General features: G+C 49.2%; 9 protein-coding genes. 3 read left to right on the top strand and 6 right to left on the bottom strand.

Going from position 1 to position 12,747, the window contains the following annotated elements; genetic code table 11:
* Window positions 1-12 precede the first annotated feature (12 nt).
* Window positions 13-2,466 carry a beta-mannosidase gene (locus NF212_RS09600; protein ID WP_434355008.1) on the bottom strand — a complete coding sequence of 818 codons (2,454 nt, stop codon included), beginning with the start codon at window positions 2,464-2,466 and terminating at the stop codon, window positions 13-15.
* Window positions 2,467-2,770: 304 nt separating this feature from the next.
* On the opposite strand from NF212_RS09600, the gene NF212_RS09595 reads away from it, so the two are divergent.
* Both NF212_RS09595 and ptsP read left to right on the top strand, forming a co-directional pair.
* Complete coding sequence (locus tag NF212_RS09595; protein ID WP_434355006.1) at window positions 2,771-3,082, top strand: PTS fructose transporter subunit IIB; 312 nt, start codon at window positions 2,771-2,773, stop codon at window positions 3,080-3,082.
* 15 nt (window positions 3,083-3,097) lie between these two features.
* Window positions 3,098-5,587 carry a phosphoenolpyruvate--protein phosphotransferase gene (gene ptsP, locus NF212_RS09590; RefSeq protein ID WP_434355004.1) on the top strand — a complete coding sequence of 830 codons (2,490 nt, stop codon included), beginning with the start codon at window positions 3,098-3,100 and terminating at the stop codon, window positions 5,585-5,587.
* A gap of 68 nt (window positions 5,588-5,655) precedes the next feature.
* Here the strand turns inward: ptsP and NF212_RS09585 are convergent, their stop codons facing one another.
* The gene (locus NF212_RS09585) at window positions 5,656-6,087 is read right to left on the bottom strand and encodes a GNAT family N-acetyltransferase (RefSeq protein WP_434355002.1); all 432 of its coding nucleotides are present in this window, start codon (window positions 6,085-6,087) and stop codon (window positions 5,656-5,658) included.
* Window positions 6,088-6,267: 180 nt separating this feature from the next.
* Window positions 6,268-8,118, bottom strand: a complete 1,851-nt coding sequence (locus NF212_RS09580; protein WP_434355000.1) for a CHASE3 domain-containing protein — start codon at window positions 8,116-8,118, stop codon at window positions 6,268-6,270.
* A gap of 419 nt (window positions 8,119-8,537) precedes the next feature.
* Here NF212_RS09580 and malZ point away from each other — a divergent pair, with 419 nt between their 5' ends.
* A complete protein-coding gene (malZ, locus tag NF212_RS09575; protein ID WP_434354998.1) occupies window positions 8,538-10,400 on the top strand; it encodes a maltodextrin glucosidase in 1,863 nt (620 codons plus the stop codon).
* Between the two features lie 29 nt (window positions 10,401-10,429).
* Here malZ and NF212_RS09570 read toward each other — a convergent pair whose 3' ends face one another.
* The 3 genes from NF212_RS09570 to NF212_RS09560 all read right to left on the bottom strand — a co-directional run bounded on the left by NF212_RS09570 (window position 10,430) and on the right by NF212_RS09560 (window position 12,724).
* A complete protein-coding gene (locus NF212_RS09570) occupies window positions 10,430-10,831 on the bottom strand; it encodes an NUDIX domain-containing protein (protein WP_434354996.1) in 402 nt (133 codons plus the stop codon).
* A gap of 304 nt (window positions 10,832-11,135) precedes the next feature.
* Window positions 11,136-11,765 (bottom strand): bifunctional 4-hydroxy-2-oxoglutarate aldolase/2-dehydro-3-deoxy-phosphogluconate aldolase, encoded by a 630-nt coding sequence (locus tag NF212_RS09565; RefSeq protein ID WP_434354994.1) that lies wholly within the window; start codon window positions 11,763-11,765, stop codon window positions 11,136-11,138.
* Window positions 11,762-12,724, bottom strand: coding sequence for a sugar kinase (locus tag NF212_RS09560; RefSeq protein WP_434354992.1), 963 nt, complete (start codon window positions 12,722-12,724; stop codon window positions 11,762-11,764). Before NF212_RS09560 ends, NF212_RS09565 begins: the two co-directional genes overlap by 4 nt.
* Window positions 12,725-12,747: the final 23 nt, after the last annotated feature.

The following is a 12,747-nucleotide window of genomic DNA, read 5'->3' as shown; positions in this document are numbered from 1 at the left end:
TTCATTCAACCATCAATACGTTGAACGTAAATCATAAACTTTCAGTTCAGCTTCTAAATCTTGCTTGGTGATATCACCAATAAACCGGATCTGGCGCTTGGTGCCGGTAAGGGAGGATGGCAGCAGGGTAAAGCTTGAATCTTCAAAGCGGCCGGGGCCGGTGTATTCTAGATGGACAAAGAATGCCGGGTTCTCACAATCCAACTCGATAAAACAACCGGAATCATCTTCCAATACTTGCCATGTGATATTGGCTTTTTCCAGACGGGCGCGCTTGAATGCGCATGGGAAGTGGCTGTTCTCAATGATGGAATCAGAACTTTCCAGCATCACATGGTAGAAACCGTCACGGGTGTTTTGGCCGTCTTCCACCGTGATTTGCCATACACACTTCGCACAGTCGGCCTCAGCATCTACATCCAGAGGCCAGCTTTCCAGAATATCCCCGGCCCAGCTTATTTTCAGAACCTTACCGGTAAAGCCGGCTTTTTCACGGCTGTCACTGACAACGTGCAGGCTCAATGTGTTGTTTTCCTGGATAAACGTAGCCAGGTGGGGGGCAAAGAATCGGCGTGCATGATAGTGCAGTTGCTTCCAACGGCCGGAGTACTCCAGGCTTGACCATGAGCTGACAGGCCAGCAGTCGTTCAGTTGCCAGTAGAGGATGCCGCGGCAGTGATCTTTGTACGCACGCCAGTATTCGGAGGCTGTTTTGATTGCCAGAGCCTGTTGTACCTGACTGAGGTAAAGCTGGTTTTTAAAGGATGTCGGGAAACGGAAATAACGGGTGATCATCTCAGTGATGATGCTGTTACCCCGGCCATTTTTCTGGTGTTGCTCGAAAGTTGGTGAGGTGACGTTCCAGTCTTCCTCTTCAGCAAAGGCTTTTACGGTCGGGAGCGATGGCCACGACTGGAACCCGAATTCAGAGCAGAAGCGTGGTTTAACACCGTAGTAAGCATCAAAAGACTTACCGGAGTGCCACACATCCCAGAAGTGCATGTCACCACAGTTGTCATCGTGCCAGGCATCACCGAAATCCAGTTCGCCGTTGCATGGTGAGCTGGCCCAGAAACGACGGCTGGTGTCTTCCTGTTCAACCACTTCTGACAGTGTGCGGTTCAGGCGGTCATAGTTCACAACGTATTTTTCCCGGTTAGTCTTGGACTCCGGGTACCAGCCAATAGCACCGATAACTTCATTGTCTCCACACCATAGGGCGAGAGAAGGGTGATCAGCCAGCCGGTTTACTTGATAGCGCACTTCCTCTCGTACATCTTCAAGAAAATCCGGTGTTGATGGGTAGAGTGCACAGGAGAACATCAGGTCTTGCCAGACCAGAAGTCCGAGCTCGTCACAAAGGTTGTAGAAAGTGTCCTGCTCGTACATACCTCCGCCCCAGACACGAATCATATTCATGTTGGCTGCGACCGCATCTTCAAGAAGTTGACGGTAGCGTTCGGGTGTCTGGTTTGCGGGGCGGGCGTCGGCCGGGATCCAGTTTGCGCCTTTAGCGGTAATTGCGATGCCGTTCACCCGGAACATCATGGCGCTGCCAATGGAGTCCGGTGTTGTATCCAGCTCCAGTTGACGAAGCCCTAATCTCTTTTGGATACATTGGCCATTGAGTCTGACTTCCAAATTGTACAGTGGCTGGTCGCCGTAGCCGGCGGGCCACCACAATTTGGGTTCCCTGATTTTAATCCGGTGTGTGTATTCGGCAGTACCGGTATGTTTGCCTGCAAGTGGGAACTCATAGCAGTTTCCATCAAACAGGATAGAAAGATTGGCGGTTGCACCGGGCTCAAGCATGTCGTAATGCGTTGTTACGGACAGTGTACAAGAGCCGTCTTCGAGCCATTCCTGTTGGGTGCGTACGCGATCAAGCCGGGTTGTACGCAGGGCTTGCAGAGAAATCTCCCCATAAATGCCGCTGGCGAGCAGGCAGATCCCCCAGTCCCATCCGGCATGGCACTGGGTTTTTCGCAAGGTATTCATGTGTGGGATCTGGTTGTTCCCTACCGCCCAGGGTACCGGAAAGGGAAGGCGCTCAGCCCGGCGTTTTGCCTCTTCATCATTGCGGTGTAGCTGAATTTCGATCCGGTTTTCACCTTCATGGACAAAAGGCAGGATGTTGGCACCGAATGGGCGGAACATGTTGGAGCAGGACAGCACTTTTTCTCCGTTGACCAATACCGTAGCCAGGGTATCGACAAAGGTCAGGCTCAGTTGCAATGCAAGACCGGAAAGCATGTCAGCAGAGACGGTAAATGTCCGGCTTAGATGCCATTCACATTCGCTGACCCACTGTACGTCCTGTTCGTTGCAGGCAAAGTAGGGGTCTGGAATATGTCGGGCGTTCAGCAGGGCGGAGTGAATGTCTCCGGGCAGGGTACACGTCGTTTCAATATCAGGGCGCTGCGGCGATGTGAGATGCCATTGGCCCAACAGGTTAAGTGTGGACAAGTATTGTTCCTTTTTATTACACGATTTCCGGTTCATTTTATGAACGTTGAAGCGTATGTTGAGTGGAGATACCTATCCTTGGCTGGAGTTTTGTATCCCGCTGGGATAAATGTGATTGCTGCACAGTTGGTTTGGGGAGGTAAAGGGTGGAAAGGTAGATGCCTTTGGGGAGAGTGACCCCAATCACGCTTGTCTGCTCAGGCTACAAATCTCCAGTAAATGGCTTTTTTGTCCTCTATTTCTGTTTATTTCCCGGCCCTATAGTGGGCGCAATCAAAACAGAATATGAATCCAGGAGAGTGTCATGAAAGTCGTTGCGATTACCGCCTGTCCGACCGGTATTGCCCATACCTATATGGCGGCCGACAAGCTGACCGAAACGGCAAAAAAGATGGGGATTTCCATCAAGGTAGAAACCCAGGGTGCAATGGGTATTGAGAACCGCCTTACCGAACAGGATGTCGCGAGTGCTGATGTCGTTGTTTTGGCAGCGGACATTAATATTGAACATGCCTACCGCTTTGAAAATCGCCCTTGTGTGAAAACAACTATCAACGACGCACTCCATTCTCCCAAGAAGATTTTTTCCCAGTGCCAGCAACTTGCAGCCCGCTAAGAAGGCCAAATAAAAATGACGAACAGAACATTACAAATTTCCTGTAGCCTCCCAAATGGTATCCACGCTCGTCCTGCCTCCCACCTGGAAAAAGCGTGCGCCGAATTTGCGTGTCAGATTACCCTGACCAACCTGCGTAACGGTAACAAGGGCAATGCGAAAAGCGTGCTGTCCATTGTTGGTACTGACACGCTGCTGAACGACGAATTCACTCTGACGTTTGAGGGCTGTGATGCGCCGGAAGCACACGCGGCACTGGAACGCTTTATGGAAGATGTTTTCCCATACTGTGATGAACCACTGGCAAACCTGGACGACAATGCGAAAATCGTTCTGCCACAATCACTGATGCGTCACAACCCTGAACTGATTAAGGGCAATACCCTGGCAAAAGGCATTGGTGCCGGCGTACTGGTTGAAATGAAAACGTTCGATATCCGTGTCTATGCGACGCCGGTATGTGACAACGAAGCTGATCGCTTTGCCCGTGCAAAAGCGGCGGTGGTTGCTGCACTGCAGGAAAACCTGCAAAAAGCAGATGGGGAAGAGAACGCGATTCTTGATGCGCACCTTTCCATTGCCAATGATCCGGAATTTACCGTGAACATCGAAAAATTACTGGTTGAAACGTCTGTAGCCAATGCAGTTTTGGCGGAAGTGGAGCGCGTTTCGGCACAGCTCAGTCAGTCTTCCAGTGCCTACCTGCAAGAACGTGTACTGGATATCCGTGACGTGGCGGGCCAACTTCTGGCAGCAGCATACCCGGACGTTCCGGTTGCCCGGTTTGAGCTGACTGAACCCAGCATCGTTATCGCTGAAGACCTGACACCGAGCCAGTTCTTGTCACTGGATCGCGGCCTGACGAAAGGTCTGGTCCTTACCCATGCGGGTAAAACGTCACACACCGTTATTTTAGCCCGCGCATTTGGTATCCCAACACTGAGCGGTATTTCCGTTGCGGATTGTGAAGGGGCCTTGGGTACCAAGGTTTACCTGCATGCGGAACTGGGTGTTGTGGCCGTAAACGCCAATTTAGGCGTCGAGGTTTACTTTGACCGCGCCATGCAGTTGGCTGACAGACGTGCCAACCAACAGAAGCGATTTGCCGGTAAGCAGGGCATGACCCGCGATGGCAAGCGCATTGAGGTTGCTGCGAATATCGCCTGTGCCGTAGAGGCTGAAGGGGCCTTTAACCAAGGGGCAGAAGGCGTTGGTCTGTTTCGCACCGAAATGCTGTTTATGGACCGAGCCAGTGCGCCGACCGAAGAAGAACAATTCCGTGCCTATTCGGATGTCCTGAAAGCGGCAGAAGGTAAGCCGATCATCATCCGTACCATGGATATCGGTGGTGACAAGCCAATCGACTACCTGAACTTACCGGCAGAGCAAAACCCGTTTCTCGGTTATCGCGCGGTGCGCATCTACCCTCAGTTCCTGAATCTGTTCCGCACCCAGCTTCGAGCCATTTTGCGTGCAGCTTGCTGTGGCCATGCCCGCGTCATGGTGCCGATGATCCAGAGCATTGAGGAAATCCGCTGGGTAAAAGAGCAGATGCGCATCGTGGCCAACGAACTGAGTGCTGAAGGCCTTGATCATGTTGCCCACATTGAATTGGGGATCATGGTAGAAGTACCGGCCGTTGCGTTTATGATTGACCAGTTCAGCAAGGAGGTGGATTTCTTCAGCATCGGTTCAAACGATATGACCCAGTACCTCCTGGCGGTGGATCGCGACAACGACCAGGTTTCGAGCCTTTACAACAGTATGGCTCCATCCTTCCTGCGCATGCTGCGACAGGTTGTTGATACCGCCCATGCCAACGGCCGCTGGGTTGGCCTATGCGGCGAGCTGGGTGCAGATGCCCGCGTGTTGCCGCTGCTTGTGGGGGCGGGGCTGGACGAGGTGAGTATGAGTGCACCAAATATTCCGGCGACCAAGGCTTTGCTTGCCGAGTTGGACAGCCAGGCTTGTCGGACATTGTTTGATGCAGCGTGTGACTGTGCCACGATCGCAGATGTAGTCGCGGTACTGGATAACATGGAGCAGAACGAGGCGGGTAAGAGCCTGCTGGATACTGAGTGTGTATTTAAGCGCGCCAACTTCCGTACTAAGGAAGAAGCCATTCAGGCGCTGGTAGGGAACCTTGCCCTGACCGGGCGTACTGATGCAGAGTTCCTTCTTGAAGAAGATATCTGGGCGCGAGAAGCCGTGTTCTCTACTGGCCTTGGGTTTGGTTTTGCTATCCCGCATACCAAATCAGAGAATATTCGCCATTCATCTATCAGTATTGCCCAGCTTGAAAGCCCGATTAACTGGCAGTCTGACTCCGGTGATGTGGATTTCATCATCATGCTGACCCTGAACAAGGACCAGGGTGACCAGCACATGCGAATCTTCTCGTCACTGGCCAGAAAGCTGATTCATGCGGACTTCCGTGAACGCCTGCGTGAAGCTGAAGATGAGGCTGCAGTGATTGCGATGCTTAGGGAAGAACTGGCGTTGTAATACTTGGAACAACCTAATCCTGAAAGAGGCCCTCATATGGGCCTCTCTGTTTTTCCGGCGGTACGATGCTAAATGGACTTTACGTAATTATGGGCGGTCTTTTTATGTATAAACCCGGCACTTTTATAAAAAGAATGAGAAGCGTCCCGCTTGATGTCAGAACGGACCACTATCCGGGACAGACTTTGCTGCTTGGCCCAATCTTCAGCTTTGGATATCAGTTTTCTGCCTAAGCCTTTCCGCCTTACCGCTAAATCAACAACCATGCCGGTAATTTCAGCTTTAATGCCCGTTTCCAGGGTAATTCTCTTCTCGACAGATATCCAACCGACCACGCTTTCAATTTCTGCGACAAATACTTCATGTGCATCAGAGCTCAACATGAGGTTTAACCAACATTCAGTTTGTTCGAGTGTGGCATGGTAGCCAAGTTCATCTGTAAGGTGGTTTATGTCTTTAAAGTCTGAACGTTCTGCTCTGCGAATGGAGATATCTGGCATGTCGGTTGATCCTTTCACGTTTCGTTTTATTACCTGGCTATTGCATTTGTATAAATCATTATCTCACTTATTCACCGCAATGATGCAAAATGTTGCGTTATTTATCAGTATGTTTGCCTGAATGGCAAATAAAAACACCCGGCTGTTAAGCCGGGTGCATAAGCGTCTTAATACAGAGGGTTAGGCTAACTTAAACCTGCCCACAATGTTTTTAAGCGTATCTGCAAGTTTTTCCAACTCTTTACTTGATTGGACTGTTTGCTGGGTGTTTGATGCACTTTCCCTCGAAATTGCGCTCACCGATTGCACGTTGTTGCTTATTTCCTCTGTAACTGCCGTTTGTTCTTCGCTGGCCGCAGCACTTTGGGTATTCATTTCGAGAATTCGCTCAATGGAGGAGGTGATAGTGGAGAAAGCTTCTCCTGATTTCCCAGCATCAACCACACTGTCACGCACGATTTTGTTACTTTTCTCCATGCTGGCGACTACCTCAGTGGTACCTTGCTGGAGGCGTTCAATAAGCCCCTGAATTTCAGAGGTGGAGTTTTGGGTTCGCTGGGCCAATCCCCTGACTTCGTCTGCGACAACTGCGAAGCCTCTGCCTTGTTCCCCGGCTCGTGCTGCTTCTATTGCTGCATTCAGTGCAAGGAGGTTTGTCTGGTCGGCAATATCCAGAATGACATCCAGAATGCTACCGATATTGTTTGTCTCAGTCGCCAGGTCGTTAAGACGGGCTGTTGTATTGGTGATCTCTCCTTCCAGTGAACTGATACTCCGGATAGTTTCCTGAACAACAGCCAACCCTGATTGTGCTTCTTTGCTTGCGTCGTTGGCACATGAAGCTGCTTCTTCGGCATTTTTTGCGATTTCCAGAGCAGAATCAGACATTTGTTCCATGCTGGAGGCAACGTTATCCGTCATGTTCAGCTGTTCGCCAGCACCTTTATTGGTCGCGGAGATTACCTTTGACAGCGAAGATGAGGACTCAGAGAGATGATTGCTGGCATCCGACATACTTTGGATAATGCCTCTCAAGTTGTCGGTTGTGGATTGCAGGGCGTTTTGCAGAGTGCCTACCTCATTATTCCCGCCTTTGGGAAGATTCACGGTTAAATCACCGTCGGAGAGTTTCTTAGCTGCAAGCAACACATCGTGAATAGGCTTGGTGATGGTTCCGGATACGACTGTACCGATGAAAAATGCGATAACGACAGTCACCAAACCGCCGAGAACAATGATAGTTTTCGTTACCGACGATGCATTCTGAGAAGCTTCCACACGCTGGTCCATCAGCCCCTGTTCGATGGAAACAATGACAGCGACTTTTTCACGAAGACCGTCCATGAAAACCTTGCCCTGCTTTTTGGCCAGCTCTTGGTAAAGATCATCGCCGGTAGGGAATTTGTTTGCTTCCCTTACCATCGTAATGGCTTTTTCAGCATACCCATTTATCCATTGTGAGGCACTTCCGGCTAACTGGGTTCCCTGGATTGATGAAATGATGTTTTCAGCCGATTTTTTACCAGCTACATAGGGCTCAAGAAATTCCTCTTTGCGGTTTAGCATAAATCCCCGCAGCCCGGTTTCCATATTGATCATGGCATCCAGGAGGTTTCGGCCATTGCTCCCGTAATTGCCGGTTGCTATTTCTGCACGCAGTCCGTCCATGCTTTTTTTGCCAACACCGGACTCAATCAATTGGTTTAGTGAGAGATTTATCTTTTCTCCGGCTTTGATGTTTTTACGAAGTGCGATGATACCTTCCGCATAATTGTCCCATTGGTGGGCGACTTCAGCCACTTCTGCAAAACGGTCCTGCTGGGCGGGATTGTCACTGGTCAGCTTGGTGACTGTTCTTAAGTTATCCTCGAAAGCCTTTATTCCGCCATAGTAGGGTTCGAGGTATTCTTCATCACCACCAATTGCAAAACCTCGTAAACCGGTCTCTTTATCTACCATAGAGTTAACCAGGCCATCTGAGTAGTTGATGACGTTGTAGGTATGGCTAACCATCTTTTCGGTTTTATCCATGGTACTGATGCCATTCCATGCGATCGCGCAAAGTATGAAAATCAATATCCCATTGATTATATTTCCGGACATTAATTTATTTTTAATGGTTAAGTTTTTTAAATTCATAACCTTACCTGTGACTGATCAATCATCGGCGTTATTTTCGACCCAGCATTTGTCGCTTATATGTTACAAGTGCTTCATATCTAGTGTAGATAAAGTTACGAAATTTATAGCTTTACTTTTAAATTCCTTTAACTCTGTGATCTGACGGCTGAACTGTTACCTCGATTTTCCCCTGCTTAAGGCTTTACTCATATTCAAAATCTTTTCGGCGTCACAAACGGTGCAATCGTCTTTAAATAATATCCGGCGGATGACGAAATTTCCTAATCTTAAAATAAATCCTAAAAATCAATAATTTTGGTGAATGAGAAATGAAAGCGCCGTTTATTTATCATGGGCAGGACAGCCACTGGGTTGTAGCAACAGATAGAGATTTGACAGTACGTGTAGTGACAGCAAATGATTTTGAGCCCGATGTTTTGTATGTCCGCTGTGAGCCGGACAACGAACAGCGCCTTATAGCTATGGAGACAGTGTGTGTCGAGGGGCGGTTAAAAACGTGGCAGGCGGTTATCCCTCTTAACCAGGACAAAGCGACAACGGTTTATTGCTTTAAAGTGGTGACTCAAAGCCGGCAGTGGTGGCTGCATAGCTCGGGTATATCCAGCAGGATGCCTGGGTTGGAAAGACAGTTTCGCTATAACGCTGAACATCAACCGCCGGAATGGGTGAAAGAGCAGGTTTTTTACCAGATTTTCCCTGACCGTTTTGCAAATGGTAACCCGGATATCAATGTAAAAACCGGAGAGTACTGCCTACATGGCGATGAAAAACCGACTGTAGCCAAAGGCTGGGGTGAACCGGTTTCAGAACATGGAAAACAGGGGGCCTGTGAATTCTACGGCGGCGACCTGAAAGGGATTCGTGAAAAACTGGATTATCTGCAACAACTGGGTGTGACTACCCTTTACCTTAACCCGATTTTTACCGCACCGAGCAACCATAAATATGACACATCAGACTACCTGAACGTTGACCCGCATTTGGGTACCAACGAGGAGTTTGCAGCGCTGGTGGCGGATCTTCACGCCCGTGGAATGAAGATTGTGCTGGATGCGGTGTTTAATCACACTTCACTTAACCACCCTTGGTTTGACAGGTTCCACAATCGAACAGACGGGCAGGGTGCCTGGCAGAACCCTGCATCACCATACCGCGAGTATTATCAGTTTGATGGTGATTCAGAAAATTACATCGGCTGGAATGGCGTTCAGACATTACCAAAGCTGAACTACCTGAATCAGGAGGTCCGCAACTACTTCTACGACAGTGAAAATGCGGTAATCAAACATTGGCTTCGTCATCCGTATAGCATTGACGGCTGGCGGTTTGATGTTATCCATATGCTTGGGGAAGGAGAGGGGGCGACAAACAACGCCCACTATGTCAGGGCGTTTCGTGAGTCAGCGAAGTCTGTCAACCCGGATTGTTATGTATTGGGTGAGCATTTCTTTGAAGCGACATCCTGGCTGCAAGGTGACCAGGAAGATGGCGCGATGAACTACTACGGTTTTGCCCATCCGGTGAGGGCGTTTTTTGCCGGATTGGATATCGCATTTGACCCATGCCAGATAGAAGCGGATGAGTTTGCTGACTGGTTGATGGAAGCCATGGCAAAAGTGCCCTGGCGGAACCAGTTGAGCCAGTTAAACCAGCTCGACAGCCATGACACCATGCGTTTTTTAACCATGGTTAATGGTGATGAACAAATTTTCCGCAATGCGTTGATGTTCCTGTTCTGTTGGCCTGGAGTCCCATGTATTTACTATGGCACCGAAGTGTCGTTGGAAGGTGGACATGATCCCGACAACCGCCGTTGCTTCCCATGGGAACGACTTGAACAGCACCGGGAGATGGTGGGGTTCATTAAAACGCTGACAGCCCTTCGTCAACATTCCAAAGCTGTGCAACAGGGCAGTATCCAGTGGTTGCATGCGGAAGGTGACATACTGGCATTTGCCCGTGTATTAGACGGAGACGTGGTTATCTGTGCAGTAAACCGTGGGGAAAAGCCGGTTTCGTTTGTACTTCCTGTTTGGAAAACTGGTGTGGAGATGGGGGCGTTCACATCAGTGATGGGCGACGACAAATTAATTGCCGGTAATGGAAATATGCAATTAGCATTGGCGGAAAAATCAGCTTTGATTTTGAAGCGAGTGTGTTCGGCAGATTAATGTAACAGGTCGCTCACTAGCCCGGTATATTACCGGGCTGCTTCGGCCAACTCTAAAGACCTTAAGTATGCAGTTGGCATATTAAGCATTTTTGCTTCTTCAAAAGAAAACACTTTTAGTTCTTTATGCTCATTACTGATGATCAACTTGGGATCTGTTTCATGGGTTCTCAGGAGATAAGTGACAATAACAACCTCCGTTTCATTAACCGGATAAAGCCAGTTATTCAGTTCTTGAACAACGTAAGCGGCTACACCCAGTTCTTCTGAAGTTTCCCGTGTGACACACTCTTCTAAGTCTTCACCCGGCTCTAATTTACCCCCAGGAAGTTCCCATTCATCACGCTCATTTTTTAGAAGTGGGTACCGTCCACCGAGATCTAAAACGCCCTTTACAGAAACCGGAAATTTGTGAGCTAATCCATCAGTCATGTAGATTCCTTAAACAGATATCGAGTGATTATTGTGAGTAAGACTTGCTAAAGCTGCAGTCATATCTTATTTCAGATTCGACAGCCTGTGAAATATACCGTGTTTTTAAGGTTCATCGCGGCTTTCCGGGGAAAGCCGCTTTTATCTTTAAAAAGAAGTATGCAATCGGCTAGCTGAAAAAGTGTTTGTCACGCCCGCCAACAGTCACCCCTGAAATCCACGGTGCGGAAGTGAACACATGAAGTGATCATCCTGAATACAATAAACCGGAAATATTTATCTCCCGGTTTTTTACTTAGAGCGATCAACTGTTGACGAGCGCAACCGCTTCTCTGACGGAGACAGCCAATCCGTCCCAGTCTCCGGCATCAATACGCTTTTTGTCTACCATCCAGGTTCCTCCGCAGGCAATTACTCGAGGAATATTCAGGTAGTCATTGATGTTCACAGCGTTTATACCGCCCGTTGGCATCAAGTGGATGTCGGTATAGGGTGCCAGCAGGGATTTCACCATATTAATTCCACCGGAAGCCTCGGCTGGAAAGAACTTGAGCGTAGAAATACCTAGCTCAAGTGCTGCCTCAATAGTGGAAGGATTGTTCACCCCGGGTATAATGTCCAAGTCGTGTATTTGGCAGGCTTTGACGGTATTAGGGTTAAAACCGGGGGACACGATAAACGACGCGCCAGCTGATTTGGCTGCGGAAACCTGTGTTTCAGTTAACACCGTACCAGCACCAATCAACATGTCCGGCTGGCTTTTACTGAGCAAGCGAATGGCTTTCTCAGCGGCGGCGGTACGAAAGGTGATCTCAGCAGCGGGAAGGCCGTTTGCCATCAGTACTTCACCAAGGGGCAAAATGTCTTCTGCCCGGTCTATCGCGATAACGGGTACGACTTTGATTGCACTGAGCTGTTCGTTAAGTTCGGTCATTTCCTTTCCTTAGGTAAAAGTTTTGTGTCGTTCGGGATAATTGCGCCAGAAAATTGAATAACCTGCCCCGCGACGCTGTTGGCGTTTTCGCAGCATTTGCGCAATGGGTATCCGGCAAGGTAGCTGGCCAGAAATGCTCCATTGAAAGAATCGCCCGCAGCAGTGCTGTCGATGACCTGTTGTACCGGCACCGTGCTGACGCGCACAGCCTTCCCAGAGGACAGCCTCTGGGCAATACATCCGTTCTTTCCCAGACGGACAACCGTGGTATCCACTCCCTTAGAGGCAAGGCGTGAGAGTGTTTCAGCCGGTGTATTGTCCTCCCATAGCATTTGCTCATCATCGAAGGTCAGCAGTGCGATATCTGTTGCGGCAAATATTGCTTCATAGACTGCTTTTGTTTCCTCCCAATGGCTGACTGCTTTCCAAAGGGCAGGGCGAAAGTTACTGTCGAAGGCGATGGTTACGCCTTTCTCTTTACAGCGATGCAGCATCGAAACCAGATGGCTACGGTCTTTTTCGGGCAAGATCGCGACACTGATTCCACTGATAAACAGCAGGTCAAACTGCTCGATTTCTTCCAAGATTGTTGCTATATCCGAGTGCTGAAAGAGGTACTTTGCAGCGGACCCGTTTCGCCAATAGTGAAATGTTCTTTCTCCCTCTTCATTTACTTCAATGAGGTAAAGACCGGGCGCGCGGGTATTATCTTGCAGCACCATCGATGTGTTGAGCCTTTCTGCTTCCCAACGAGAGACCAAGTTGTTGCTGATTGAGTCGGCTCCCATCGCAGTAACATAAAAGACGTCTACATCTAAAGGCTTGGGCAGTTGGCTTGCGGTGCGCTTCAGATAGATGGCGGTATTCAACGAATCACCTCCAAACCCCTGATTCATTGTTCCAAAAAGCTTCCCGCTGAACTCAATCATGCATTCACCGATTACGGCGATTCGCTTCATCTTCTACATTCTCCTGTCCAGAT

The sequence above is a fragment of the Parasalinivibrio latis genome, assembly GCF_036825535.1.
Lineage (GTDB): Bacteria > Pseudomonadota > Gammaproteobacteria > Enterobacterales > Vibrionaceae > Parasalinivibrio > Parasalinivibrio latis.
This window is presented reverse-complemented; position numbering and strand designations above follow the sequence as displayed.